Annotated in this window: 23 protein-coding genes; 8 read left to right on the top strand and 15 right to left on the bottom strand. The window is 61.3% G+C overall.

From position 1 onward, the window contains the following. Positions 1 to 97 precede the first annotated feature (97 nt). Positions 98 to 568, bottom strand: a complete 471-nt coding sequence (locus tag AC07Y9_RS23675) for a DUF1289 domain-containing protein (protein ID WP_009043436.1) — start codon at positions 566 to 568, stop codon at positions 98 to 100. Positions 569 to 1,242: 674 nt separating this feature from the next. On the opposite strand from AC07Y9_RS23675, the gene acnB reads away from it, so the two are divergent. The 4 genes from acnB (at position 1,243) to AC07Y9_RS23695 (ending at position 6,229) form a co-directional block, all read left to right on the top strand. Continuing rightward, a complete protein-coding gene (gene acnB / locus AC07Y9_RS23680; RefSeq protein WP_007923866.1) occupies positions 1,243 to 3,843 on the top strand; it encodes a bifunctional aconitate hydratase 2/2-methylisocitrate dehydratase in 2,601 nt (866 codons plus the stop codon). Positions 3,844 to 4,202: 359 nt separating this feature from the next. Continuing rightward, positions 4,203 to 4,472 (top strand): hypothetical protein, encoded by a 270-nt coding sequence (locus tag AC07Y9_RS23685; protein WP_102680083.1) that lies wholly within the window; start codon positions 4,203 to 4,205, stop codon positions 4,470 to 4,472. Between the two features lie 341 nt (positions 4,473 to 4,813). Further along, positions 4,814 to 5,539, top strand: coding sequence for an autoinducer binding domain-containing protein (locus AC07Y9_RS23690; RefSeq protein WP_053260770.1), 726 nt, complete (start codon positions 4,814 to 4,816; stop codon positions 5,537 to 5,539). Positions 5,540 to 5,569: 30 nt separating this feature from the next. Beyond that, positions 5,570 to 6,229 carry an acyl-homoserine-lactone synthase gene (locus AC07Y9_RS23695; protein WP_102680084.1) on the top strand — a complete coding sequence of 220 codons (660 nt, stop codon included), beginning with the start codon at positions 5,570 to 5,572 and terminating at the stop codon, positions 6,227 to 6,229. Here the strand turns inward: AC07Y9_RS23695 and AC07Y9_RS23700 are convergent. The 14 genes from AC07Y9_RS23700 to AC07Y9_RS23765 form a co-directional block, all read right to left on the bottom strand. Continuing rightward, positions 6,211 to 7,491, bottom strand: a complete 1,281-nt coding sequence (locus tag AC07Y9_RS23700) for a serine/threonine transporter (RefSeq protein WP_007923872.1) — start codon at positions 7,489 to 7,491, stop codon at positions 6,211 to 6,213. The genes AC07Y9_RS23695 and AC07Y9_RS23700 overlap by 19 nt on opposite strands. A gap of 386 nt (positions 7,492 to 7,877) precedes the next feature. Further along, positions 7,878 to 8,105: a formate dehydrogenase subunit delta gene (locus AC07Y9_RS23705; protein WP_053268810.1), complete on the bottom strand. Its 228-nt coding sequence runs from the start codon at positions 8,103 to 8,105 to the stop codon at positions 7,878 to 7,880. Continuing rightward, positions 8,102 to 10,978 carry a formate dehydrogenase subunit alpha gene (fdhF, locus tag AC07Y9_RS23710; protein ID WP_102680085.1) on the bottom strand — a complete coding sequence of 959 codons (2,877 nt, stop codon included), beginning with the start codon at positions 10,976 to 10,978 and terminating at the stop codon, positions 8,102 to 8,104. The genes AC07Y9_RS23705 and fdhF overlap by 4 nt, the downstream gene beginning before the upstream one ends. Continuing rightward, positions 10,975 to 12,534 (bottom strand): formate dehydrogenase beta subunit, encoded by a 1,560-nt coding sequence (locus AC07Y9_RS23715; protein ID WP_102680086.1) that lies wholly within the window; start codon positions 12,532 to 12,534, stop codon positions 10,975 to 10,977. Before AC07Y9_RS23715 ends, fdhF begins: the two co-directional genes overlap by 4 nt. Then, on the bottom strand, positions 12,528 to 13,010 hold the full coding sequence (locus AC07Y9_RS23720) for a formate dehydrogenase subunit gamma (RefSeq protein ID WP_007923877.1): 483 nt from the start codon (positions 13,008 to 13,010) through the stop codon (positions 12,528 to 12,530). The genes AC07Y9_RS23715 and AC07Y9_RS23720 overlap by 7 nt, the downstream gene beginning before the upstream one ends. 690 nt (positions 13,011 to 13,700) lie before the next feature. Continuing rightward, positions 13,701 to 14,846 carry an MFS transporter gene (locus AC07Y9_RS23725; RefSeq protein ID WP_102680087.1) on the bottom strand — a complete coding sequence of 382 codons (1,146 nt, stop codon included), beginning with the start codon at positions 14,844 to 14,846 and terminating at the stop codon, positions 13,701 to 13,703. Positions 14,847 to 14,893: 47 nt separating this feature from the next. After that, positions 14,894 to 15,502 carry an adenylyl-sulfate kinase gene (cysC, locus tag AC07Y9_RS23730; protein WP_256580950.1) on the bottom strand — a complete coding sequence of 203 codons (609 nt, stop codon included), beginning with the start codon at positions 15,500 to 15,502 and terminating at the stop codon, positions 14,894 to 14,896. Between the two features lie 14 nt (positions 15,503 to 15,516). After that, positions 15,517 to 16,170 (bottom strand): class I SAM-dependent methyltransferase family protein, encoded by a 654-nt coding sequence (locus AC07Y9_RS23735; protein WP_158245996.1) that lies wholly within the window; start codon positions 16,168 to 16,170, stop codon positions 15,517 to 15,519. 44 nt (positions 16,171 to 16,214) lie between these two features. Further along, positions 16,215 to 17,063: a 3-deoxy-8-phosphooctulonate synthase gene (gene kdsA, locus AC07Y9_RS23740; RefSeq protein WP_053260763.1), complete on the bottom strand. Its 849-nt coding sequence runs from the start codon at positions 17,061 to 17,063 to the stop codon at positions 16,215 to 16,217. After that, positions 17,053 to 17,775, bottom strand: a complete 723-nt coding sequence (locus tag AC07Y9_RS23745; protein WP_238437511.1) for a sulfotransferase family protein — start codon at positions 17,773 to 17,775, stop codon at positions 17,053 to 17,055. The genes kdsA and AC07Y9_RS23745 overlap by 11 nt, the downstream gene beginning before the upstream one ends. Next, positions 17,768 to 18,739 (bottom strand): phosphoenolpyruvate carboxykinase (ATP), encoded by a 972-nt coding sequence (locus tag AC07Y9_RS23750; protein WP_256580952.1) that lies wholly within the window; start codon positions 18,737 to 18,739, stop codon positions 17,768 to 17,770. The genes AC07Y9_RS23745 and AC07Y9_RS23750 overlap by 8 nt, the downstream gene beginning before the upstream one ends. Next, entirely contained in the window at positions 18,717 to 19,631 is a 915-nt protein-coding gene (locus AC07Y9_RS23755; protein WP_125738017.1) for a hypothetical protein, read from the bottom strand. Before AC07Y9_RS23755 ends, AC07Y9_RS23750 begins: the two co-directional genes overlap by 23 nt. 53 nt (positions 19,632 to 19,684) lie before the next feature. Next, a complete protein-coding gene (locus tag AC07Y9_RS23760; RefSeq protein WP_087087883.1) occupies positions 19,685 to 20,761 on the bottom strand; it encodes a nucleotidyltransferase family protein in 1,077 nt (358 codons plus the stop codon). 13 nt (positions 20,762 to 20,774) lie between these two features. Continuing rightward, on the bottom strand, positions 20,775 to 20,924 hold the full coding sequence (locus AC07Y9_RS23765; RefSeq protein WP_156376434.1) for a hypothetical protein: 150 nt from the start codon (positions 20,922 to 20,924) through the stop codon (positions 20,775 to 20,777). 455 nt (positions 20,925 to 21,379) lie between these two features. Here AC07Y9_RS23765 and AC07Y9_RS23770 point away from each other — a divergent pair, with 455 nt between their 5' ends. The 4 genes from AC07Y9_RS23770 to AC07Y9_RS23785 all read left to right on the top strand — a co-directional run bounded on the left by AC07Y9_RS23770 (position 21,380) and on the right by AC07Y9_RS23785 (position 25,305). After that, positions 21,380 to 21,919 carry a cysteine hydrolase family protein gene (locus AC07Y9_RS23770; protein WP_102680088.1) on the top strand — a complete coding sequence of 180 codons (540 nt, stop codon included), beginning with the start codon at positions 21,380 to 21,382 and terminating at the stop codon, positions 21,917 to 21,919. Between the two features lie 280 nt (positions 21,920 to 22,199). Beyond that, complete coding sequence (locus AC07Y9_RS23775; RefSeq protein ID WP_053260761.1) at positions 22,200 to 23,150, top strand: 2-hydroxyacid dehydrogenase; 951 nt, start codon at positions 22,200 to 22,202, stop codon at positions 23,148 to 23,150. A gap of 282 nt (positions 23,151 to 23,432) precedes the next feature. Continuing rightward, positions 23,433 to 24,500 (top strand): phosphotransferase family protein, encoded by a 1,068-nt coding sequence (locus tag AC07Y9_RS23780; RefSeq protein ID WP_009043417.1) that lies wholly within the window; start codon positions 23,433 to 23,435, stop codon positions 24,498 to 24,500. Positions 24,501 to 24,537: 37 nt separating this feature from the next. Further along, the gene (locus tag AC07Y9_RS23785) at positions 24,538 to 25,305 is read left to right on the top strand and encodes an SDR family oxidoreductase (protein ID WP_007923881.1); all 768 of its coding nucleotides are present in this window, start codon (positions 24,538 to 24,540) and stop codon (positions 25,303 to 25,305) included. Positions 25,306 to 25,733 lie beyond the last annotated feature (428 nt).

Genomic DNA, 25,733 nt, shown 5'->3' on the forward strand with positions numbered 1-25,733 from the left:
CTGATAGAACGCCATCGCGAGCAAGCTCGCTCCTACAGAAATCCACCTTTGTAGGAGCAGCCGGTCGACGCTCGATTGCCCGCGATGCTTTTAGCGGTCAGGCGCCAAAGGCGTCCTTGAGGAACCCCGGGGCGATATAACGCTGGTAGTGGGCTTCCGACAGGAGGAAAAACTCCCGATCGATGGCATCGCGCAATTCCGGCAGTTCCCAGTCGCGAAACTCCGGCAGCAACACCATCCCATAGGCTTCCAGCTGGTTGATCACCCGTGCCCCGCGGGCAATCAGCTGATAGGCCCAGCAATATTCCGACTGGTGCGGCACGAAGCGGATCTTGCGCTGCTCCAGTTGCTCGCGCAGCCGCTGGGGGTCGAAGACTTCCAGCTTGGCCGCCATCACCTGCACCAGCAATTGCTCGAGACGCAGCCACACCGCGTGCTTTTCTTCCTCGTTGTAGCCGTTCCAGTGGATCACTTCATGGTGGAAGCGCTTGCAGCCACGGCACACCAGGTCACCGTAGACAGTGGAGCAGAGGCCGACGCAGGGGGTCTTGATGGTCTGATTGGGCATAAGTAGGCAATTGGCGGAAAAAAGCGAAACAGGCCCGCATGTTAGCCCTTTGTCTAACATTGATCACCCCTCAAACTTCGGAGGCTCAGGGTCTATTGGACTATGGTGGCGGCCGCGACGGCGGCCCGCTTGGTGCAGGGCAAGGCGCGAGGAACGCAGTTTGGTTGTTCCAAATAAGTTCCGAGCAACGCAGCCCTGCGCCAAGCGGGCCCCGTCCCTTCGGGTTGCGTGCCAACGTGCGCGAGGCTGCGTTGCGGGATTTGCCAAGGGAACAACCATTGGCGGCATCCCGCGCCTTGCCTCGCACACGTTGGCCCAGCAACGCGGCTCGCCACCAAAGTCCAATAGACCCTGTCTTACCTTTAAATTTTTTTTGCCGTAGAATCAGCCAGCCTTTTTAGGCGCCAATGTCCGTTAGAAGCTGTTTTCAAAGCGTCACGAGCACAGTCGTTCCTTCAGAGCGGTGTTGGCGATGGGTCTTTCCAGCGGGGAAAGCCCAGCGCCAACCCTCATCAGCTCCCGTTCTGCAGGCGTAAAACTTTGAAAGCAGCTTCTGTAAGGAATTGCCGGTAATTCTGGCTAAGCGACCCACAACGTCACGCAGCGCATGAGTACGGCAATTTCGGGATGAGCGTCCCGGACACCCATTTGGGACCACTGATGAGGGTAATACTGTGCTTGAAGCCTACCGCAAACATATCGAAGAGCGTGCAGCCCTGGGTATCGTTCCCCAGCCGCTAAACGCCGAACAAACTGCAGGCCTGGTCGAGCTGCTGAAGAATCCCCCCGCTGGCGAAGAAGCCTTCCTCGTTGACCTGATCACCAATCGCGTTCCGCCAGGAGTCGACGAAGCCGCCTATGTGAAGGCCGGTTTCCTCTCCGCGCTGGCCAAAGGCGAAGCCAAATCCCCTCTGCTGGACAAGAAGCGCGCCGTTGAACTGCTGGGCACCATGCAGGGCGGCTACAACATCGTGACCCTGGTCGAACTGCTGGACGACGCCGAGCTGGCGCCGGTCGCGGCCGCACAGCTCAAGCACACCCTGCTGATGTTCGATGCCTTCCACGACGTCGCGGAAAAAGCCAAGAACGGCAACGTTCACGCCCAGGGCGTACTGCAATCCTGGGCCGACGGCGAGTGGTTCAAGAACCGCCCGGTACTGGCCGACAAGATCAGCCTGCGCGTGTTCAAGGTGACTGGCGAAACCAACACCGACGACCTGTCCCCTGCCCCGGATGCCTGGTCCCGTCCTGACATCCCGCTGCACGCCCTGGCCATGCTGAAAATGGCCCGTGACGGCATCGTTCCGGACGAGCAAGGCAAGACCGGCCCGATGAAGCAGATCGAGGAAATGCGCGGCCAGGGCTTCCCGATCGCCTACGTCGGCGACGTGGTCGGTACCGGTTCGTCCCGTAAATCGGCAACCAACTCCGTGCTGTGGTTCTTCGGCGACGACGTTCCTTACGTGCCGAACAAGCGCGCAGGCGGCTTCTGCTTCGGCAGCAAGATCGCACCGATCTTCTACAACACCATGGAAGACGCCGGCGCCCTGCCGATCGAATTCGACGTGTCGAAGATGAACATGGGCGACGTGATCGACCTGTACCCGCACGCCGGTAAAGTCACCAAGCACAACAGCGACGAAGTCCTGGCCACCTTCGAAATGAAGACCCCGGTCCTGCTCGACGAAGTCCGTGCCGGCGGCCGTATCCCGCTGATCATCGGCCGTGGCCTGACCGAGAAGGCCCGTACCGAACTGGGCCTGCCACCTTCGGACCTGTTCAAGAAGCCGGAAGCGCCGGCCGAAAGCACCAAGGGCTTCACCCTGGCGCAGAAAATGGTCGGCAAGGCGTGCGGCGTGACTGGCGTGCGTCCAGGCACCTACTGCGAACCGAAGATGACCACCGTCGGCTCCCAGGACACCACTGGCCCGATGACCCGTGACGAACTGAAGGACCTGGCTTGCCTGGGCTTCTCCACCGATCTGGTGATGCAGTCGTTCTGCCACACCGCGGCCTATCCGAAGCCGATCGACGTCACCACCCACCACACCCTGCCTGACTTCATCATGACCCGTGGCGGCGTGTCCCTGCGTCCGGGCGACGGCATCATCCACAGCTGGCTGAACCGCATGCTGCTGCCGGACACCGTCGGCACCGGTGGCGACTCCCACACCCGTTTCCCGATCGGCATCTCGTTCCCGGCCGGTTCCGGCCTGGTGGCCTTCGCCGCCGCCACTGGCGTCATGCCGCTGGACATGCCGGAATCGATCCTGGTCCGTTTCAAGGGCAAGCTGCAGCCTGGCGTCACCCTGCGTGACCTGGTTCATGCCATCCCTTACTACGCGATCCAGAAAGGCCTGCTGACCGTCGAGAAGAAAGGCAAGAAGAACGCCTTCTCCGGCCGCATCCTGGAGATCGAAGGTCTGGAAACCCTGACCGTCGAGCAAGCCTTCGAACTGTCCGACGCCTCGGCCGAACGTTCGGCTGCCGGTTGCACCATCAAGCTGTCCAAAGAGTCGATCGCCGAATACCTGCAGTCGAACATCACCCTGCTGCGCTGGATGATCGGCGAAGGCTACGGCGATGCCCGTACCCTGGAGCGTCGCGCCCAGGCGATGGAAGCCTGGCTGGCCAACCCTGAGCTGCTGGAAGCCGACAAGGACGCCGAATACGCCGAAGTCATCGAGATCGACCTGGCCGACGTCAAGGAGCCTGTGCTCTGCGCGCCGAACGACCCGGACGACGCTCGCCTGCTCTCCAGCGTCGCTGGCGAGAAGATCGACGAAGTGTTCATCGGTTCCTGCATGACCAACATCGGTCACTTCCGCGCTGCCGGCAAGCTGCTGGATCAGGTCAAGGGCCAGCTGCCAACCCGTCTGTGGCTGTCGCCGCCGACCAAGATGGACGCTCACCAGCTGACCGAAGAAGGCTACTACGGCATCTACGGCAAGGCTGGCGCGCGCATGGAAATGCCGGGCTGCTCGCTGTGCATGGGTAACCAGGCCCGCGTCGAACCGAACTCCACCGTGGTTTCGACTTCGACCCGTAACTTCCCGAACCGTCTGGGTGACGGCGCGAACGTCTACCTGGCTTCGGCCGAGCTGGCGTCCGTTGCGTCGATCCTGGGTCGCCTGCCGACCGTCGAGGAGTACATGGAATACGCCGGCAAGATCGACAGCATGGCAGCGGACGTGTACCGCTACCTGAGCTTCGACCAGATCGCCGAGTTCCGTGAGGCTGCCGCGAACGCCAAGATTCCGGTGGTTCAAGCCTAAGGCTGCAAGGCAATGAAGAACGCCGCGTATCCCACGACGATACGCGGCGTTTTTTTTATCCCGGCGATCCGCTCGCTAGTCGCTCTGGCGGCAGAACGCCAGGCGTCTTTACCTACCAGATCTGGTAGTTGTTAGCCCTCCCCCGCCCTTGCTAAAAATCACGCCACTGCCAACGGCGCCCGACGCTTGCCCGAATGTCGAACGCTGCCTGCTTGCCACGGCCTTGGGATGACAGCTGTCAACCCGTGCCGATCGTTCGAAGCGCTCACACGACTATAAAAACATTCCGCGCACGACAGCTGGATCTCAGTTGCCGCGGATTCTTTCGCCCCGTCAAAAGCAACAAATGGAGGTGTGCTATGTGGCGTAACCATTGTGTGATCGAGAACGCGTTCAACGACTACCCTGGGCACGTCGAACAACCGGGCAACGACCCGCAGCGCAAGACTCATGTGCGCGATCGCAGCTTCGCGGTGATCGAGGGCAGCGGGCATTTTCTCGACCTGGAATCGAGAACCGCCGCCAACGGCGTGCATCGCGCCCTGCTCGCCCAGTTGCTGCCGAGCGCCTGCGCAGCCCGCGAGCCAGCCACCGCTGTGGAACCCATCACCCGCCTGCGCTTTGCCTGAAGCTGTCCCCTGCCCCTTGGCCAGAGACGGCCAGAACACTCAAGGAAAAGAGTTATGCGCATGCTCGCCAGCGGTTTTGCCGGGGACGTCTTTTGCCCTTATCGGCTTGGCCAGTGCCTTTGCGGCACCCCGCCACACAGTGACATAGCACCGCAAGCCAGCCTTGGCCATGAGCCCCCTCCACGCCTACCACCGCCCCAATTGCCGGCCCCGGACCCGGGTGGCCTGGTGCCGAGCGGCGGATCAGGGCAACTGCGGGGTTTTCTATGAATTTCATGAATATTGACAGCGTATTGCCCTGGACTAGATTCCCTGACGTGCAAGGAATCAAGGCGAACGCCATGGAGAAACGACAGGATTTCATGCACTGGTGGAACGACCTGCGCATGGAGATGCTCAAGCAACAGGAGAGCGCACAGGTCTTTGCGCTGCTGGAACGGGAGGTCCGGTCCCTGGGGTTTGATTTTTACGCTTACGGAGTCAGGCATTCGATCCCCTTCACCCGCCCGAAAATCGACATCTATGGCTCTTATCCGCCAGCCTGGGTGGAGCGTTACCAGCAACAGAACTACGCCGCGATCGACCCGACGATCCTCAACGGCCTGCGCTCCACGGAAATGGTGGTCTGGAGCGACGCCTTGTTCGGCAAAGGCTCGGTGTTGTGGGGCGAGGCCCGGGAATGGGGCTTGCGGGTGGGCGCCACCTTGCCCATCCACACGCCCGACAGCGCCCTGAGCGTGTTGTCGGTGGCCCGTGAATGCACGGCGATCAGCGCCGTGGAACTGGAAGAAATCCGCCTGCGCCTGCGCTGCATCATCGAACTGGCGACCGTGCGCCTCGGCGAACTCGGGCACCCCAGCAGCCAGGCCGAACAGCTGGAACTGAGCGCGCGCGAGCGGGAAATCCTGCAATGGACGGCCGACGGCAAGAGTTCCGGGGAGATCGCCCTGATCCTGGGTATCTCGGTGAATACCGTGAACTTCCACCTCAAGGTCATCCAGAAGAAATTCGGCGCGGCCAACAAGACCCTGGCCGCCGCCTACGCCGCCGTCCTGGGGCTGATCTGACGCTTCACCCGACGATAAGGATATCGCCCCATGATCACTGTGATTTCACGGCATGAAAGCCAGCTTTCGCCGGCCCTGCGCGACGACCTCGGCCGCTATCGCCATGCGGTCTTCATCAAGCAATTGGGTTGGCGACTGCCCTCCAGCGCCAGCCAATGCGGACAGGAACTCGATCAGTTCGACCACGCCGACACCCGCTACACCCTGGCACTGGACAGCGAGGAAAAGGTCCATGGCTGCGCCCGGCTGCTACCGACCACCCAGCCCTATCTGCTGGCGGACGTGTTCGGTTTTCTCTGCGACCGGCCCTTGCCGCGCCAGCACGACACCTGGGAAATCTCGCGTTTCGCCGCCTCGGCGCTGGAAGGCGGCAAGCTGCCGATGCGGGTGTTCTGGCACACCCTGCACACGGCCTGGACCCTGGGGGCGAACTCGGTGGTGGCGGTGACCACGCCGGCGCTGGAGCGTTACTTCCTGCGCCATGGCGTGGCGCTGACCCGGCTCGGCCAGCCGCAACGGGTCAACCGCGACCACTTGCTGGCCCTGGACTTTGCGGCCTACCAGAAAAACGGCCGCGCCGCGCTTTATACGCAGTCAGCGGCCGTGGCTTCGCTGAATCAGGCATTTCTGCGCGGCAACCCACCGCCAACGCGCGGTGGGCCGCCGGCGGGTCAGGCGCTCAGGGAGTAGACCAGCGCGGTGATGGCCACCAGGCCGACCAGGGTGACGAACACGTTGGAGGCCTGGCCGCGGTAGCGGGCCATGGCCGGCACCTTGCGGATGGCGTACATCGGCATCAGGAACAGGATGGCCGCGATGATCGGGCCGCCCAGGGTTTCGATCATCCCGAGGATGCTCGGGTTGAGCGTGGCGACTATCCAGCACACCACCAGCATGAAGGCCGCGGTCATGCGGTCCAGGGCCTTGGCGCCCGGGCGACGGCCGCTTTTCACGATCAGCCCCTTGAGGCCTTCGCTGGCGCCGATGTAGTGGCCCAGGAACGACTTGGCGATGGCCACGAACGCGATCAACGGCGCGGCAAAAGCGATGGTCGGGTTGCTGAAGTGGTTGGCCAGGTACGACAGGATCGACAGGTTCTGCGCCTTGGCTTCGGCCAGTTGGGCCGGCGACAGGGTCAGCACGCAGCTGAAGACGAAGAACAGCACCATCGCCACCATCAGCAGGTGGGCGCGGGACAGGATCTGCGAGCTGCGCTCTTCGGCGTGGGCGCCATACCGGCGCTTCTGGTCCACGGCGAAGGCCGAGATGATCGGCGAGTGGTTGAACGAGAACACCATGACCGGGATCGCCAGCCACAGGGTGTGCAGGAACGCCGAAGGTTCAGGCAGGGTGCTGGCGGTGCTGAGGATGCCGCCGTTCCAGTGCGGAATCAGGAACACCGCGAGGAACAGCAAGGCGACGATGAACGGGTAGACCATCAGGCTCATGGCCTTGACGATCACCTGCTCGCCGCAGCGCACCACGGCCAGCAGGCCGAGGATCAGCACCAGCGACAGCACGGCGCGCGGCGGCGGCATGATGTGCAGCTGGTGCTCCATGAAGCTGCCCACGGTGTTGGTCAGGGCCACGCTGTAGATCAGCAGGATCGGGAAGATGGCGAAGAAGTACAGCAAGGTGATCAGGGCGCCGGCCTTGATCCCGAAATGCTCTTCCACCACTTCGGTGATGTCCGCGCCGTCACGCCCGGAAAGCACGAAGCGGGTCAGGCCACGGTGGGCGAAGAAGGTCATCGGGAACGCCAGCAGCGCCAGGACCAGCAGCGGCCAGAAGCCACCCAGGCCGGCGTTGATCGGTAAAAACAGGGTGCCCGCGCCGATGGCGGTGCCGAACAGGCCCAGCATCCAGGTAGTGTCTTGGCGATTCCAGCTAGCTAGGGTCGCTGGGGCTGCCGCTTCAAAGCGTTGATCAACGCTGTTGGCCTGATCATTCATCCGGTGGGATCTCCACATTCCGGTCATTTGCCACTCGGCCAGGGCGCGTCGGAGTACCCGACAGACAGAGCCCTCGCCGAAACAGGGGCGCGATTGTCCGGGATTACTCACCAGAAGCAAAGACTTAGCTGAGGAACGGTTTGCCGGTGCAGATGTCTGGAGCGCGGTTTTGCGGGGTCGGGCGCAACGTTTCATTGATCTGTGGCAAGCGCTGGCCCCGGGTTTCGGCTGACCTGCGTGCCGGGCGCGCGGATCATCATCCCCATCGGCATGCCCCTGAAGACAGCAGGTGTGCCCATCAAACGCAGAAGCCAGGGCAAGGCCCTGGCTTCTGGTTAGCTGCAACGAGGCGGTCCGGTTCAAGGTGTGCCCGCCATCGGCAAACACTAGGTCTGCCCTTGCGTTTCCTCTTCCTTCAACGCCGCCTGCACCAGGGGGTGCAGCACCGCGCCGGGGTGTGTCACCTCCCAGGCGGTCAACTCTCTGCGCATGGCCGGCGTCCAGAAGCTTTTCAGGTGCTGACGCACGCTACGCACTGCCTGGGCCTTGTCCGGTTCGCTGGCGAAGAACTGGGCAATCTGGTTGGCCATCTTGATCAGGCTTTCGCTGCTCATCGGCGCACCTCGGCTTTCTCGGCGTGACGACGCTCCCGCAGCAGGCGCCCCTGTTCATCACTGAACGCCTGATAACGCTTCTGCCATTCGGAAGGCTGGTTGACCCGCACCACCTCTACCGCCGTCACCTTGTATTCCGGGCAGTTGGTGGCCCAGTCGGAGTTGTCGGTGGTAATCACGTTGGCGCCCGATTCCGGGAAGTGGAAGGTGGTGTAGACCACCCCCGGCGCCACCCGCTCGCTGACCCTGGCCCGCAGCACTGTCTGCCCGGCGCGACTGCCGATGCCGACCCAGTCGCCATCGACGATGCCGCGGTTCTCGGCGTCGGTCGGGTGGATTTCCAGGCGGTCCTCCTCGTGCCAGGCCACGTTGTCGGTGCGCCGGGTCTGGGCGCCGACGTTGTACTGGCTGAGGATGCGCCCGGTGGTCAGCAGCAACGGGTAGCGGCTGTTGACCTTCTCCTCGGTGGGCACGTAGCCGGTGAGCATGAAGCGACCCTTGCCGCGCACGAACTCATCGATGTGCATGGTCGGCGTACCGTCCGGCGCGGCATCGTTGCACGGCCATTGCAGGCTGCCGTGCCGATCCAGCTCGGTGTAGCTGACGCGGTGGAAGGTCGGCGTCAGGCGCGCGATCTCATCCATGATCTCCGATGGGTGGTTGTACTGCATTTTGTAGCCCAGGGCCTCGGCCAGGGCGATGGTGGCCTCCCAGTCGGCCTTGCCGGCCAGCGGCTCCATCACCTTGCGCACCCGCGAGATACGGCGCTCGGCGTTTGTGAAGGTGCCGTCCTTCTCGAGGAAGGAGCTGCCCGGCAGGAACACATGGGCGAACTTGGCCGTCTCGTTGAGGAAGATGTCCTGCACTACCACGCACTCCATGGCCGTCAGGGCGGCGGTCACGTGCTGGGTGTTGGGGTCGCTCTGGGCGATGTCCTCGCCCTGGCAGTAGAGCGCCTTGAAGGTGCCGTCCAGGGCCGCCTCGAACATATTGGGAATGCGCAGGCCCGGGTCGGGTTGCAGGGTCACGTTCCAGGCCTGTTCGAACTCGGCGCGCACCGCCTCGTTGGAAATATGTCGATAGCCAGGCAGCTCGTGGGGGAAGGACCCCATGTCGCAAGAGCCCTGGACGTTGTTCTGCCCGCGCAGCGGGTTGACCCCGACACCCTCGCGGCCGATGTTGCCGGTGACCATCGCCAGGTTGGCGATGCCCATCACCGAGGTGCTGCCCTGGCTGTGCTCGGTGACGCCCAGGCCGTAGTAGATGGCCGCGTTGCCCCCGGTGGCGTAAAGCCGCGCGGCGTCGCGGATCTGTCTGGCGGGCACCCCGCAGATCGGCCCCAGGACCTCGGGGGAGTTTTCCGCCAGGCTGACGAAATCGCGCCAGCGGGCGAAGTCCGCCGCTTCGCAGCGCTGATCGACGAAAGGCTGGTTGACCAGGCCCTCGGTGACGATCACATGGGCCAATGCGTTGAGCATCGCCACGTTGGTGCCCGGACGCAGCTGCAAATGCAGGTCGGCACGGGCATGGGGCGAATCCACCAGGTCGATGCGCCGCGGGTCGATGACGATCAGCCGCGCGCCCTGGCGCAGGCGGCGCTTGAGCTGGGAGCCGAATACCGGGTGCGCGTCGGTGGGGTTGGCGCCCATCACCAGGATGACGTCGGCCTGCATCACCGAGTCGAAACTCTGGGTGCCGGCGGATTCGCCCAGCGTCTGCTTGAGGCCGTAGCCGGTGGGCGAATGGCAGACCCGGGCGCAGGTGTCGACGTTGTTGTTGCCAAAGGCGGTGCGCACCAGTTTCTGCACCAGGTAGGTCTCTTCGTTGGTGCAACGGCTGGAGGTGATGCCGCCGATCGAGTCGCGCCCGTATTTCAGCTGGATGCGGCGCAACTCGCTGGCCGCGTAGGTGACCGCCTCTTCCCAGCTGACTTCCTGCCACGGATCGCTGATGTGCTTGCGGATCATCGGCTTGGTGATGCGGTCCGGGTGGGTGGCGTAGCCCCAGGCGAAGCGGCCCTTGACGCAGGAATGGCCGTGGTTGGCCTGGCCGTTCTTGTCCGGGACCATGCGCACCAGTTGCTCGCCTTTCATTTCCGCGCGGAAAGAGCAGCCCACGCCGCAGTAGGCGCAGGTGGTGATGACGCTGCGCTCGGGCTGGCCGATTTCCACCACGCTCTTTTCCATCAGGGTGGCGGTCGGGCAGGCCTGCACGCAGGCGCCGCAGGACACGCACTCGGAGTCGAGGAAATTGTCGCCGCCGGCCGCCGCCACCCGGGAATCGAAGCCGCGCCCGCTGATGGTCAGGGCGAAGGTGCCCTGGGTTTCCTCGCAGGCACGCACGCAGCGGTTGCAGACGATGCACTTGCTCGGGTCGTAGTCGAAATAGGGGTTGGAGACATCCTTCTGTTCGTCCAGGTGGTTGGCGCCCTCATAGCCGTAGCGCACTTCCCGCAGGCCCACCTGCCCCGCCACCGTCTGCAACTCGCAATTGCCGTTGGCCGAGCAGGTCAGGCAGTCCAGCGGGTGGTCGGAGATATACAGCTCCATCACGTTGCGCCGCAGGCTGGCGAGCTTGGAAGTCTGGGTGTGGACGACCATGCCCTCGGTCACAGGCGTAGTGCAGGAGGCCGGATAGCCGCGCATGCCCTCGATCTCCACCAGGCACATGCGGCAGGAGCCGAAGGCTTCCAGGCTGTCGGTGGCACAGAGTTTGGGGATAGTGGTGCCCAGCAACGCCGCGGCGCGCATCACCGAGGTGCCGGAAGCGACACTGATTTCCCGGCCGTCGATGGTCAGGCTGACCTGTACCTCGCTTTCGCGGGCCGGGGTGCCGAGGTCGATATCACTGGTAGGGTCGAAGATATTGATCATTGGTCGGCCTCCGTGGTCGCCAGACCGAAGTCGGCGGGAAAGTGCTTGAGGGCGCTGGCGACAGGGTAGGAAGTCATCCCGCCCAGGGCACAGAGCGAGCCGTATTGCAGGGTGTCGCAAAGGTCTTGCAGCAGCAGCGCCTGTTCCTCACGGGCCGCGGCGTCGGTGCTGGCGATCAAACGGTCCACCACCTCCACTCCACGGGTCGAGCCGATCCGGCACGGCGTGCACTTGCCGCAGGACTCCTCGGCGCAGAACTGCAAGGCGAAACGGGCCATGTGGGCCATGTCCAGGCTGTCGTCGGCGACCACCACGCCACCGTGGCCGAGCATCGCGCCCATGGCGGCGAACGCTTCGTAGTCCAGCGGCGTATCGAACTGCGCGGGGGGTACCCAGGCCCCTAGCGGCCCACCCACTTGCGCCGCCTTCAGTGGCCGGCCGCTGGCGGTACCGCCGCCATAACCTTCCACCAGCTCGCGCAGGCTCAGGCCGAAGGCGCGTTCCACCAGGCCCGCCTGGCGGACGTTGCCGGCCAGCTGGAACGGCATGGTGCCCAGGGAACGCCCCATGCCGAAGTCGCGGTAGAACGGCGCGCCCTTCTCCAGGATGATCGGCACCGAGGCCAGGGTCAGCACGTTGTGCACCAGCGTTGGCAAGCCGAACAGGCCCTGCAGGGCCGGCAGCGGCGGCTTGGCGCGAACCGTGCCGCGCTTGCCCTCGAGGGACTCCAGCAGCGCCGTCTCCTCACCGCAGATGTAGGCGCCGGCCCCCACCCGCACGTCCAGCTCGAAGGGGCGGCCGCTACCGCCGACGTTCGCCCCCAGGTAACCGGCCTCGCGGGCGATGCGCAAGGCCTCGTTCAGGGTGCCGATGGCGTCCGGGTATTCCGAGCGCACGTAGATATAGCCCTTGCTGGCCCCCACCGCGATGCCGGCGATGATCATGCCTTCGATCAGCAGGAAGGGGTCGCCTTCCATCAGCATGCGGTCGGCGAAGGTGCCGGAGTCGCCTTCATCGGCGTTACAGACCACGTATTTCTGGGCACCCGCGGCTTCGCGCACGGTGCGCCACTTGATCCCCGCCGGAAAGGCCGCGCCACCGCGGCCGCGCAGGCCGGAGTCGAGCACGCTGGCGACCACCTGCGCGCCCTCCATCTGGATGGCCCGGGCCAGGCCCTGGAAACCGCCCTGGGCGCGGTAGTCGTCCAGGGACAGCGGTTGAGTGATGCCGGCCCGAGCGAACAGCAGGCGCTGCTGGCTCTGCAGATAAGGGATCTGCTCCACCGGCCCCAGGGCCAACGGATGGCTGCCGGGGTCGCCCGCCAGGGCGTCGAGCAGGCTCGGCACGTCCTCCGCGGTCAGGGGGCCGAAACCCAGGCGGCCGTCGGCGCTGTCCACTTCCAGCAGCGGCTCCAGCCAATAAAGGCCACGGGAACTGGTGCGGCACAGCTCCAACGGCAATTGTCGACGCTCGGCCTCACGCACCAGCGCAACGGCCACCTTGTCCGCGCCCACGGCACGGGCCACCGAATCGCGGGGGATATAGAGCTTCAGCATGCGCCATCCTCCAGGCAGCCACTCACCAGCTGGCGCAGGCGCTCGGGAGTGATCCGGGCGTGCAACTCGCCGTCCAGTTCCAGGGCCGGCGAACAGGCGCAGGCCCCCAGGCAGTAGACCGGTCGCAGGTTGATACTGCCGTCGGCCGTGGTGCCATGGTCGTCCAGCAACAGTTGTTCGCGCAGTTGCGCGGCCAGGCGTTCGGCGCCCCGGCTCTGGCAGGACTCGGCCCGGCACAGGCGCAGGGTATGGCGCGCGGGCGGCGTGGTACGGAAATCGTGGTAGAAGCTGATCACGCCGTGCACTTCAGCCAGGCTGAGGTTGAGGGCATGGGCGATCTCGGGGATGGCGGTGTCGGGGATGTACCCGCAACCGTCCTGAATGGCGTGGAGAATGGGCAGCAAGGCACCGGGAGTGTCCTTTTCGCGCTCCAACACGCTGTGAATCAGAGGCAGGTGAAGCGTGTCATCAGACATAAACGTACCTCGGCATCTCGAACGACATCGCTATATAGCGGTAGCCGTCCGGAGTCTTCGGCTGCAGCGCCCGGCCACGTCACGGAGGCGTGGATTGTCGGTCGCCATTCTTGCTCTCCGGCCAAGTGTCTTGGCGCACCGGGTCCGGGGCATCCTGGAAGCTTGCCCATCGCCATGGTCCGGCGATTGCACCCAGGCGACCCATCGTGTCCTGAAAGCGACCTGCTGGTCAGGAGCGCTGACCCGACCCAGTTCCAGAAACTGAAGCCAGCTCAGCGTAGTCCACGGGGCCATCGATTACCCGTCCGCCGGGCTCGCTGATGCAGCGCTTTAATAGGCCGAGCCGGACCGGCGAGCGCTTCGGCCTTTGTTCGTTTGCTATGACCCACGTCCAGATAGCAAACTGAATCGCCAAATAGACATGTAATCCTTTGACCGGCTACTTCATGCAAACGACTAGCGCGTAGTCGAAATGCCAAACAGCCCACGAGAAACGAGCCATCCGCTCATTCTTCTTAAGTATGCATCCTGCAACGTGCTTGGCACCGAAAGAAACTCGCCCCCCGAATAGCCTCATAAAGCCCAGTATTCTTGGGGGCCATCCTGTTTTATCCGGCGACTTCCGTATTCTTCCCACCCGTTGCCTTGGGTGCCATGTCTCTCACCCCCTCACATGCAACCCTTCATGATTCACAATGCATCCGAACGGCCGAGGCTTTTATAAAAGTAAAAACCCGGCAACAACATCAGCGTCGCCATGATGCAAATGATCGAAATGGAATCAGGCACGAAAGGCAGTTGCGCGACGACGAATGCGGCAACGGCTCCCACCGCCTGGTATCCCACGTTCATCGTCGCGTTCAAGGTCCCGCGGTCGGAATTGCCGCAATGCGCGTTCGCGCCCGAGAGGATATGCGCGGACAACAACTGGCGGCAGGCGTTGTAGACGAACCAGGCCGCACAGGCGGCCCACAAGCCCAGGGTGGAAGCTGCAAGACTCAGGACGGCGATACCGTTGATCCCAAGCACCACGTAGAACATCTTCGCTCGCCTGCCTGCCAACGCCGTCAGGCACCATGCCCCCAGCACAGCCCCGGCTCCGCCGAAAAACAGCGCCATGGACGACTCGCCGTCGTCCAGCAGCCGTTGAAAATATGACGGCATCCATGAAATCAATGCGAAATAGGCAAAGCCCTGAAACCAGTACAACAAGGCATAGCTGCGTAATACCCCATCATCCTGATAAAGCCTCGCGGCACCTTGCCTGACACCGGCCGCCTCCGCCCGCGCGGGGGCATAGCGGCGATAGTATGAAAAGTAGCTGATCACTCCCAGGCCAAGGCTGGCCATGGCAAACGCCAGAAAAACGTAATGCCATCTCGCCGCGGTAGAGAAGCCTATCCCCAGCGGCAGAATGACCAGTCCCGCCAATGAAGCGGCGGTGCTGACCAGCGCGGTGACTCGCCGACGCGCCTGGCCGGCATAGACATCCGCGATCACCGCATACAGGCTCGCCCCTATCAGGGGCATGCACAGACCTGTCAGGCCCCGCGAGACAATGGCGGCGCTGCCGTTCTCGGCAAAGAACATGAGGAGAAAGCAGGCAGCACTCATGCAGAGCCCCAGTTGCAGGCTCAGGGGCCGACCGACTTTATCGATGAACCGCCCGACGAACAGGTTGCCAATCAATGCCATCAAGGGAAACGCAGCCAGCAACAGCCCCATTGAACAGGCGTCCAGGGAAAACCCGTCACGCACGCCCAGCAATAACACCGGCATGATGAGGAGATTGCCAACGACCAGGAACTGAGCCCAAAACAATACGAACGCAATCAATCAGATGCCTGCCCCATTCCGTGGCCAAGTGCCCGCAGCCACAGCATTTATCCCTGCGCGTCGTGGTGCGGACGAACGGTTACCAACCCGGACAGCCGTTCGAGACAGTCAGACAAGGAAGTACGGGAGGTGTCTAGGTAAACGTGCGGACAGTCCGGTACTTCATAGGGGTCATCGACACCGGTAAAGCCACTTAGCTCGCCCCTGCGTGCTTTCCTGTAAAGCCCCTTCGGGTCCCGGCTTTCGCAGACATGAAGCGGGGCGCTGACATGCACTTCCTGAAAGCGCTCCACCCCGATAATGCTCCTGGCCAGCTCCCGATCCCGCCGATAGGGAGAAATGAAAGCCGCCATGACGACCAGCCCGGCGTCGTTCATCAGCCGCGCGACTTCCGCCACCCGCCGTATATTTTCAGTCCTACCCTGACTGTCGAAACCCAGGTCGCGGCACAGGCCATGACGGACATTGTCGCCATCGAGGACGCAGCAATGAATGCGTTTGGCGACCAGCAAGCTCTCCAGATTGAAGGCCAGCGTGCTCTTGCCCGCGGCGCTCAATCCGGTGAACCACAGCGTCAAAGGGCGTTGCGCCGACAATACCGCCCGCATCTCGGGCGTTACCGAGCTGCGGTGCCAGGTCAGGTTCTGAGCGAGCATCTGTCTATCCGCCATCAGTGCCGATCCCAGAATGCAGAAAACTCGAATATCTGCCCCGTAGCCGGCAGACATTCTTGCTCCCCTTCATAAATGAAACTGCCGACGGCAAATGTACCTTCCGGGGTCCGCGCGAACACCGCCTCGCGAAAACCAGAGTGCGCAAAACAGCGCCTTATGTGGTCTGCGGCCGCTTCCCCATCGTCGAATTCATTGAGGCTTCGGGTCCACACGACCCGGGCCCCGGGACGGCAAAACCCCGGCAACGCACCTATCAGCCTCTGCACATGCTCGTTGCGTACATTGCCGAATACTCCGCACACCATGACCAGCTCGACCTTGGGCAAATCCCGGTAGGTGGAAAACAACGTCGCGTCCGCGCAGCGAAACCGCACGCTGTCGCCCCACCCCTGAGCGGCGAATGCTCTTCGGCCCTGGTCAACCAACGCCTGATCGAACTCGATCAAGGTCGCGTCCACCGCTTTGCCCGCCTGCACCGACGACAAGGCCTGCAATAGATCACGCCCATCGCCTGCGCACAGACTCAATATCTGCACATGCGGTGACGCCATCGAGTCGATCGCCTCCGCGACCTGCCGACTGACTTCCACAAGTCGCGCTTGCAGTGGCGAAAAATCCCGGTAGTTCTCATGCCAACTTTGCCAATTCACAGCGAGCTCCTTTTGCTGGATTGATCGGTACGATCAGACCTGTATCAGATATAGGCAGATTGCCCTTTGACCACTTGATGAAGCTCCTTCAACTCGCCCAGCAAGCGCTTGACGAGAGCCAAAGGGATCATGTTGGGACCGTCGCTCAGCGCCGCGGCGGGGTCCGGGTGGGTTTCCATAAAGATGCCATCCACACCCGCCGCCACTGCCGCCTTGGCCAGCCTCGGCGCGTACCTGGCGTCCCCACCGGAACTGTCACCCAAAGCGCCGGGGCGCTGAACGGAATGCGTGGCGTCGAATACCAATGGTTGCGCCCTCTGCATCAACTGCTGCATCCCTCGAAAATCGTTGACCAGGTAGTTGTAGCCAAATGAGCTGCCGCGCTCGCATACCAACAAGTCGCTATTACCAAAGGACAGGATCTTGTCGACGGCACTGATCATTTCCGTCGGACTCAGGAACTGGCCCTTCTTGATGTTTATCGGTTTACCGGCAGCGGCTACCCGCCTCAGGAATTCGGTCTGTCTCACCAGAAAGGCCGGGGTCTGCAACACATCGACGACGTCGGCTATCTCGTCGAGGTTGGTGTACTCGTGCACGTCGCTCAGGACCTTCAAGCCAAAGCGGGTCTTGACCGCCTGCAGGATGCTCAGCGACTGGTCCAGAGCCAGCCCGGTGAAACTGTCCTTGGAGGTTCGGTTCGCCTTCACGAAACTCGCCTTGAATACGATATCAATCCCGCAGGCCTGGCGAACTTGCGCCAGTTCTTCGGCAATCCGGAACGTGACGCTTTCATTTTCGACCACGCAGGGACCGGCAAAGATAAACAGTTCGTTCTCACGAATCCCTTGGCGACGCTCAGGAAACAGCTTATGCAGCACTTCATAGCTCATGAAAGTTCTCGCTCGGTTCGTTCCAGCCACGCTGGGCGGTGCCGTAGCATTGCAACGCCACGGCTATTCGCGACATGTCCACGCTTGCCGCCTCTTTCGAGACGTAAGCGGCGTTGTAGTCCTTGCCCTGCAGCGCCTTGTCCAGCAGGCCACGAACCTCGTATCGACGCGGGTCCCGGGGTTTCACATAGTCGCTATAACGCTGGCTCGCATCCGTGCCTCCGAGCCTGGCCCTGATCTCGTCCAGGGTGCGAATGAAGGGTTGTTCCTGCTCCAGGATCAGGGTTTCAACGTCCAAGACCTGCGCATACTTACGCTGCAGTCGCAGGGTGTTCAGATAGGCCTGGTTGAACACTTGATCGTTGACAGGGCTGTCGGGATAAAAGGCTTTTTCCCATGACGCCAGGCATTGCACCGGCGAACGCAAGACCAGCACGAGCAAGACTTTTTCGGCCTGGAAAATATCGATAGCCTTGCGAACCGGGTCGTAGTCCGCCTCCTCCAGGCGGTAGGGGCCAAATGCCTCCTTGACCACAACGCGCCTCCCTGCATAACGCTCCAGTCGCGTCTCGCTCGACGTCCCGCTGAGGGCGCAGCGGATCTGATGCTTCAAGGGTTGGAAAAAACCCACGAAGTCGCTGTGCGACAAAGCGTTGAAGACAAAAGTAGTCCCGCTCCTACAAGGACCGACGACCAGCACGAGGTCATACACTGGCAACAACCTCTCGGATCTTGTTGAGCAGCGTCTCTCGCTCCTCGAATTGCCACTCAAGACGCTTTACCGGGAGGGGGTCGAGCAAGGCATTGCTGTCAAAGCTCAGCGACTTCGAATATCCAAGCCACTTCGGACGCTGTGGATCGACAGGCGTCAACAACTGCCCTGCTATCACCTTCCGATCGTCACTCTCGCCCGCCAGCCTGCTCTGGCAGTCGGGCAATACGATAAGTTTGGGCAGCACCGGCCACGTCTCTATCTGCGAGGGCTCACACAGTTGCGAGACCCTTACCTTCTTCTTCCTGCCGCCAGAGGGCTGAACCAGCCGCAGCTCCTCGAACCACCCCAATACATGGAACGCCCCGGCAATCGGTATGAGGAGCAAACGGTCATTGGTGATGTACCGGGCACCCTCGGCCTTCAGCGATTCCAACAAGCAAGTAGTCTTGCCCTGCCCCTTCTCTCCGACATAACAAATGGCTCTACCGGCCAACGAAAAAGCGGAGGCATGCAGCACGGCACCGCCGGTGTTTTCTATTTCAGTGATCAGCAGTTGTTTGATGACCCGCTGAACATCCTTGATCAAGGCCTCCTCGGTCACATAAACAATCTCGATCTGGGTGCCGGAAATGCTGAATAGCGTTCCATTCAGAGGATTGAATATGTCGCGCCTTGACGGGGAGTACTGTTTTATCTTGCCAAAACGAAAGTCCGAAACAGCGTCATCCAACAAGAACGTCATGGGCTGCCAATCGGGTCCGACCTGAGTAACCCCCCCCTGGCGCAACACAATTGTGTAATGAGGTTGGCCAGCAGGTTGCTTCAACTGCAGGAACGGCAGCAGATAATCCTTAAGGACGCCTTCGAATAGTTCGGCATCCTGCTGGCCCGTACAGCAGACCCTCAAGTCGACCAAACCATAGTAATTCAAATCGAACTCACGCCAGCCTGTATTTCTCAAAGTATTCGTCCTTGGCCTTTAAAAACGATTCAAGTGATCGAGAAGTGCAATAAAGTTGGTCATTGCAAATGGGCACGCCGACAAAGACGCTGTCACCCGAAGCCAGTCTCACCCTGACTTCCCCATGGATCTTTGTGGCTCGAGCCCCGCCGATATAATCGAGCGTTTGAACAATCGCGCGAGCACAAGAATAACTGGAGAGATTCGCAATCGAGTGATAGCGCTGCATCTTCCACCATTTAAAATATTCATCCTGGCTCAGTTCCTCCCTGAGCAAGTCAAACAGTTGCGCGCTCACATATTTATCTTGAGTTTCACGATGATACCTATAGAGCTGCGCATTGGAAAATCCGTCGAACACGCACTCTTCTCGAACATCGTAGAACACTTGCTCCTGTATATTGTGCGCCCCAAAAATATAATCGATATCAGGTTTCTGATAAGACAAGCGGTTATAGTCATTCTGTACGCCGACGCCAATGGTGAAAGCATCGATAGTCGATTCGACATACCAACCCAACCGAGTGCAGGGATTCGTCACCAGGATGATATTTTTCCCACGCATCAACTCCAGATAACGATCGATAATCTTCTTGTTGTCGGCAAACAAATCATTTTTACTGCCCTGCGCAGCAGTTTTGGTACCGGCGATAAAAAGAACGGTATGGCTATTAGCTATGGAGGCCCGATCGAAGGATATCTTCCAGTTCTGCGCCAGATGATCTTGAAAGCTGCATTCCAGCCGACAGGCTTGTTCATGGCTTTCAACATAGAACACCACCTCCCAGTTTTCGCAGCTTCCCAGCAATGACATCAGAGACTGTCCGACCTGACCGGTACCTCCGATCACGCAAAGACGGCCGGCATTCGACTTCGGTGTGTTGATCCACATGTGCGCATCGTCCTTGTTGTTTAACCCGTACCCCGGACACCAGACCCCATCAACTAGCGGACAGCATTGATCGTCCCCAGCCATTCCAATAGCGGCGGAACATGGGATGCTTCATGGGCTTGCAGGTTTTTACGGCATCGGCTGAACACGTGCGCCGGTATCGCGGACCTCACCATGCCGGCCACTTCGATCAGGCCGCGAGAAACGACTACAACGAGCTGGTATCGCTGCGCCAGCGTCCAGAGGTAATCCCAGTCGATGCCTCCGGCGGCCAGCACTCTCAGCGCATCCACGAAGGGATAAACAGCCGCCCCCTCTAGAATGTTCGATACGCTACAGGCCCTCTGGAGCAATGAACAAACATAGAGTTCGCGGCAAAGCCCGGGGTAAGCATTGCCGGCGACCCTGGCATGTCGTGTCCGCCTCCAGACATCCAGTTCATCGCCCCCCGGCAGCACGGAAAACTCCAGATCGATATAGGCAATCACCATCGGCTGCCCCGACAGATAAATAACCGTATATTCGGAAAGTATTTCCTGATGGACTTGCAAAGCCTCTACTTTCGCCACCTTGATATACGGTCGGATATCCTGCTCGTTCCGCCATGCGACCAAGGACTTCGACGCCCATGGCTGTACATATAAGGACTGCCCATCGGGCGACAACTTGTTTTTGCTGACCTGAGCCTGGAAAAAACCCTGGTTTTCAAACACGTCAAGCGCAAGAGGCAACTGATCACGTCTGACGATCAAATCCACATCGGAGATAAAGCGATGGGCCGCGCGACTACGGTAGTTATAAATAAAGTCCACACCCTTATAAGGCATGACGTCAACATTGCGAGACTTGAGAGCCTTGAATACCGGCTCCAGCATTGAACGCCTGACGGCGGTCACGGCAACCAGCGCATGATAAAGTTTCACCAATTTGAAAAGCCGACAACTTTCAACGAATGGAAAAATACTGTCGACAAACGACACCATCTTCGTCTTGTGCATGAACTGCACAACAAGCTCCTGATTTTCATTCAACCAGAGCCTGTCGATACAGCTCAGAAGATATTCGACATAACCTCTTGTTTCATCCTCATCTATCGACGCCATACCGGCGGACAAGGCCAACAGCAGCATATTATTTGCTCGTTCATCCACGGTCATATATGCCTGCTCGCGTATTGACTCGATCAACGAATGGCAAAAGATAAAACACAACAGCAGCCATCGATTGCTTAAAAGCCATAAAACGCTCGGAAAGCAAACCGCTCGACGCTTCCTTGTGTTTGGAACCACGCATTACAGATCCTTCTGACTCACCCCATAGCTGTCACAAATATTTCATAAACCAGAATGTTCCGACCAATGCATTCAATGAATACTTACAATGCAATCCACGCATGCGCACGCAATGACGCTTCTTGCCTCAAGCTCATCCAACTTGTCGAAAAACCGAAAATGAGCACCGGATGAACCCGCTCCATCGTTTGAGTCTGCGCACCGCCGTGGGCTGCCTGGATCCCTGGACTTTGCAGACAAGCCTCACAGCGCATTGACAGTACCTGACCCCGACCCCAAGATCGGCGCCATGAATCTTTTCCCGCGCCACCTCACCCGCACGACCACCACGACCGCTTCCGGCGGGTCGTGTGGTCGCTGCATGAGCTGACAACAGCGCAGTCGAACCCAAGGCCCCGCCAGCAATGGACGGGGCCTTTTGTTTCTCCGTCCAGCTGGCTCACAAGGAGAAACACCATGCCGTCACCCCAGGCCCAGCGCCCCGCCCTGCTGATCGTCGACATGCAGGTCGGCCTGTTTCACGGACCAGAGCAGCCCTTCGAGGGGCAGCGCGTGCTCGACAACATCAACCAACTGATCCACCGCGCCCGGCAGGCTGGCGCGCCGGTGATCGCCATGCGCCATACCGGCCCGCAAGGCTCGCCCATCGCCGCCGGCAGCGCGCCGTGGCAACTGCTGGCGCAATTGCAGCTCGAGGCCAGCGACCAACGGCTGGACAAAACCCGCCCCAATTGTTTTGTCGGCACCGGGCTGGCCGAACACCTGCGGGCGGCGCAGGTCGATGAACTGGTGATCGTCGGCATGAAAACCCAGTACTGCATCGACGCCACCTGCCGCGCCGCCCTGGACCTGGGATTCGCCGCCGTGCTGGCGGAGGATGCCCATACCTGCATGGACACCCCGGCGCTCCCGGCCCGGGCGATCATCGACCACCACAATGCGACCCTGGACGGCGCCTTTGTCCGGCGAGTGAAAACCGCCGATATCCGCTTCTGAATGCCCTCTCTGCAGAAGCCATGTCAGGCGCAAGACCGTGATCGCCGCTGCTTCTGTAGGAGCCAAGCTTGCTGGCGATCAGGCCCTTGAATGCGGCGCCGCTCTCCAGGCCGCGGTCGCGGGAAAAACCCGCGACCGCGCCTTGCCAAAGTGCCCTGCAATCCGCAATCTTGAGCGCTTGAGTGGTTTATCACGGTACAGCAGCTCCCTGAGCCGTACGCCGGTTGTCATCGCTGCGCCGTACGCCGTCCGTCCCTCTTCAGTCCTTCAGGAGACACGCATGCCCGCCACCGTTCTGGTCCTCGTCGAAACCATCAATGACTACCTGTGGATTCTGGAAAACCAGGGCTTCCACCTGATCCTCGCGCCGACGCCCAGCGAACGGGCGGCCGCCATCAAGGCCCATGCCGGGCAGATCAACGCGGTGCTCACCCGTGGTCCGCTGGGCCTGAGCGCCGAAGAAATCGCCGCCTTGGCGCACCTGGAAATCATCTGTGTGATCGGCGCCGGCTACGAGCAGGTCGACCTGCAGGCGGCGAGCAACCGTGGCATAGCGGTGAGCAACGGCGCCGGGGTCAACGCCTCGTCGGTGGCCGACCACGCCATGGCCCTGTTGCTGTCCCTGGTGCGTGACATCCCCCGCGCCGATGCTGCCGTGCGGCGTGGCGAATGGCCGAAAGTCATGCGCCCGTCCCTGGCCGGCAAGCGCCTGGGCGTGCTCGGCCTCGGCGCCGTCGGCCTGGCCATCGCCAAGCGCTGCGCCAACGGTTTCGACATGAGCGTCAGCTACCACAACCGGCAGATCCGCAGCGACGTGCCCTACAGTTTCTGCCCGACCCCGACCGAACTGGCGCGGCACTCGGACTTCCTGGTGGTCGCCACGCCCGGCGGCATAGGCACTCGCCAGCTGATCGACAAAGCCGTGCTGCAGGCCCTGGGGCCGGAGGGTTTCCTGGTGAACATCGCCCGCGCCAGCGTGGTGAACACCGCCGACCTGCTGCAGGCCCTGGAGCAACGCAGCATCGCCGGCGCGGCCCTGGACGTGTTCGACGACGAACCGCGGGTGCCGGACGCCTTGAAGACCCTGAACAATGTGGTGCTGACGCCCCACGTCGCCGGGCTGTCGCCGGAAGCGACCCAGGCCACCGTGGAGCTGGTGGGCAAGAACCTCGTCGCCCACTTCAGCGGCCAGCCGCTGTTGACCCCCATCGCCCTGCCTGCCCCGAACTGAACCAGGCGCCGCCGCCACAGACGCCACGCAGGCCATGCCCCGTGCTGGGCGCCTTTGGCGCTAGGCAGAAACAGTGCCGTGCGCCGCTCCGGTCGGAATGCTCATTCAGGCCCGGCGAACTGGACTAGAGTGAAGCCGGGCCCATTCAAACGCTTGTATCAAAAGCAATGATTGCCCGGCAACACGCTCACCTATAAAGGCCTGCGGCGATTGTGGCGCTCAGGTGGGCGCATTAGATTAGCCAATAATCTCTGGCCTCCAGAATAAGCAGAAGGGATAAGCATGGCGCTTACTGACCAGTCCACCCGTACTCGCTCCGGCGAGGAACTCGATGCCAACCTGATCGACCCGTACCTCAAGGCGCATATTCCGGGCCTGACCGGCACCCCGCAGATCAGCCAGTTTCCGGGCGGCGCTTCGAACCTGACCTACCTGCTGGAATACCCGGGACAGGAATTCGTCCTGCGCCGCCCGCCCTTCGGCCACAAGGCCAAGTCGGCCCACGACATGGGCCGCGAATACCGCATCCTCAACCAGCTCAAGGACGGCTTTCCGTATTGCCCGAAAGCCTATGTGCACTGCACCGACGAATCGGTGATCGGCGCCGAGTTCTATGTGATGGAGCGGGTCAAGGGCATCATCCTGCGCTCCGACCTGCCGCCGGAGCTGGGTTTCGACGCGGCCAGGACCGAAGCCCTGTGCAAGAGCTTCATCGACAAGTTCGTCGAGCTGCACCGCGTCGACTACAAGGCCTGCGGCCTGAGCGACCTGGGCAAGCCCGAAGGTTACGTGCAACGCCAGATCAAGGGCTGGAGCGACCGCTACGAGAAAGCCCTGACCCCGGATGCGCCCAAGTGGGAAGCGGTCAAGGCCTGGCTCAACGACAAGATGCCGGCCGATCACCCGACCTCCAGCATCGTGCACAACGACTACCGCTTCGACAACGTGATCCTCGACCCGGCCAACCCGATGCAGATCATCGGCGTGCTGGACTGGGAACTGACCACCCTCGGCGATCCGCTGATGGACCTGGGCAACACCCTGGCCTACTGGATCGAAGCGGGCGACCCGGCGCCGGTGCAACTGATGCGCCGCCAGCCGAGCAACGCCCCGGGCATGCTGACTCGCCAGCAGTTCGTCGACTATTACGCCGAACGCGCCGGCATCCAGATTGGCAATTTCGACTTCTACTACACCTACGGCCTGTTCCGCCTGGCCGGCATCGTGCAACAGATCTACTACCGCTTCTTCCATGGCCAGACCCAGGACAAACGCTTCGCGCAGTTCATTCACATGAACAAGTTGCTGGAGCAGATGAGCCTGCAAGTCATCAAGAAATCCAGCCTCTGATCGTCCCGACGCGCCAGGCACACAATAAGGAAAAACCATGTCCAAGACTCAGTTGTTCGACCTCGACGGCAAGATTGCTTTCGTCTCCGGCGCCAGCCGCGGCATCGGTGAAGCCATAGCCAAGCTACTGGCCCAGCAAGGCGCCCATGTGATTGTCTCGAGCCGCAAGCTCGAAGGCTGCCAGCATGTGGCCGACGCCATCGTCGCCGCCGGCGGCAAGGCCACCGCCATCGCCTGCCATATCGGCGAGATGGAGCAGATCAGCCAGGTGTTCGCCGGCATCCGCGAACAGTTCGGGCGCCTGGACATCCTGGTCAACAACGCCGCCACCAACCCGCAGTTCTGCAACGTGCTGGACACCGACCTGGGCGCCTTCCAGAAGACCGTCGACGTGAACATCCGCGGCTACTTCTTCATGTCGGTGGAAGCCGGCAAGCTGATGCGCGACAACGGCGGCGGCAGCATCATTAACGTGGCCTCGATCAACGGCGTGTCCCCCGGCATCTTCCAGGGCATCTACTCGGTGACCAAGGCGGCGGTGATCAACATGACCAAGGTCTTCGCCAAGGAATGCGCGCAGTTCGGCATCCGCTGCAACGCCCTGCTACCGGGCCTGACCGACACCAAGTTCGCCTCGGCGCTGGTGAAGAACGACGCCATCCTCAAGACCGCCCTGGCGCAGATCCCCCTCAAGCGCGTGGCCGACCCGAGCGAAATGGCCGGCGCCGTGCTCTACCTGGCCAGTGACGCCTCGAGCTACACCACGGGCGTATCGCTGAACGTGGACGGCGGTTTCCTGTCCTGATCGACCTTCGCCGTACAACAAAGGCAGCCTGCGGGCTGCCTTTTTATTGCCCGGCACCCACACCTCGCCCCAACCTTTCTCAAACAGAAAACCAAACCTGTCACAGTTCTGGTATCAAGCTCGTAGCACTCTATAAATATTTTGTTACAAGCTCATTTGTCATGCTATAACCCTCTCGCAGTTATTTTTCTGCAACACCACTCATGTGAAAAACCATTGTTTGAAAACAGCGGAGGTTGATGTGTGTCTTAAAGAAAAACAACTTGGGGATCAACAACTGACCATTCGTTGATTGTCGACTTCTTAATATGTACCACCTAGTGAGTATCAAGCAATACAGTAACGATAACCGAGACTGAACTCGCTATTGCTCAGTAAAAACAATAAACACACCACGTGTTTCTAAACAGCACCTTTGTTTCAGCCCG

This window comes from Pseudomonas sp. GW456-L12 (assembly GCF_059424045.1).

Excerpts from the sequence above, each read along its gene's own strand:
- AC07Y9_RS23780 (WP_009043417.1), top strand. The coding sequence starts at position 23,433 with ATGGCGCTTACTGACCAGTCCACCCGTACTCGCTCCGGCGAGGAACTC.
- AC07Y9_RS23770 (WP_102680088.1), top strand. The coding sequence starts at position 21,380 with ATGCCGTCACCCCAGGCCCAGCGCCCCGCCCTGCTGATCGTCGACATG.
- AC07Y9_RS23785 (WP_007923881.1), top strand. The coding sequence starts at position 24,538 with ATGTCCAAGACTCAGTTGTTCGACCTCGACGGCAAGATTGCTTTCGTC.
- AC07Y9_RS23675 (WP_009043436.1), bottom strand. The coding sequence starts at position 568 with ATGCCCAATCAGACCATCAAGACCCCCTGCGTCGGCCTCTGCTCCACT.
- AC07Y9_RS23720 (WP_007923877.1), bottom strand. The coding sequence starts at position 13,010 with ATGTCTGATGACACGCTTCACCTGCCTCTGATTCACAGCGTGTTGGAG.
- AC07Y9_RS23760 (WP_087087883.1), bottom strand. The coding sequence starts at position 20,761 with ATGCTGCTGTTGGCCTTGTCCGCCGGTATGGCGTCGATAGATGAGGAT.
- AC07Y9_RS23765 (WP_156376434.1), bottom strand. The coding sequence starts at position 20,924 with ATGCGTGGTTCCAAACACAAGGAAGCGTCGAGCGGTTTGCTTTCCGAG.
- kdsA (WP_053260763.1), bottom strand. The coding sequence starts at position 17,063 with ATGAGCTATGAAGTGCTGCATAAGCTGTTTCCTGAGCGTCGCCAAGGG.
- AC07Y9_RS23755 (WP_125738017.1), bottom strand. The coding sequence starts at position 19,631 with ATGTGGATCAACACACCGAAGTCGAATGCCGGCCGTCTTTGCGTGATC.
- AC07Y9_RS23775 (WP_053260761.1), top strand. The coding sequence starts at position 22,200 with ATGCCCGCCACCGTTCTGGTCCTCGTCGAAACCATCAATGACTACCTG.
- fdhF (WP_102680085.1), bottom strand. The coding sequence starts at position 10,978 with ATGATCAATATCTTCGACCCTACCAGTGATATCGACCTCGGCACCCCG.
- AC07Y9_RS23715 (WP_102680086.1), bottom strand. The coding sequence starts at position 12,534 with ATGCTGAAGCTCTATATCCCCCGCGATTCGGTGGCCCGTGCCGTGGGC.
- AC07Y9_RS23695 (WP_102680084.1), top strand. The coding sequence starts at position 5,570 with ATGATCACTGTGATTTCACGGCATGAAAGCCAGCTTTCGCCGGCCCTG.
- AC07Y9_RS23690 (WP_053260770.1), top strand. The coding sequence starts at position 4,814 with ATGGAGAAACGACAGGATTTCATGCACTGGTGGAACGACCTGCGCATG.
- AC07Y9_RS23700 (WP_007923872.1), bottom strand. The coding sequence starts at position 7,491 with ATGAATGATCAGGCCAACAGCGTTGATCAACGCTTTGAAGCGGCAGCC.
- AC07Y9_RS23685 (WP_102680083.1), top strand. The coding sequence starts at position 4,203 with ATGTGGCGTAACCATTGTGTGATCGAGAACGCGTTCAACGACTACCCT.
- AC07Y9_RS23705 (WP_053268810.1), bottom strand. The coding sequence starts at position 8,105 with ATGAGCAGCGAAAGCCTGATCAAGATGGCCAACCAGATTGCCCAGTTC.
- cysC (WP_256580950.1), bottom strand. The coding sequence starts at position 15,502 with ATGCTCGCTCAGAACCTGACCTGGCACCGCAGCTCGGTAACGCCCGAG.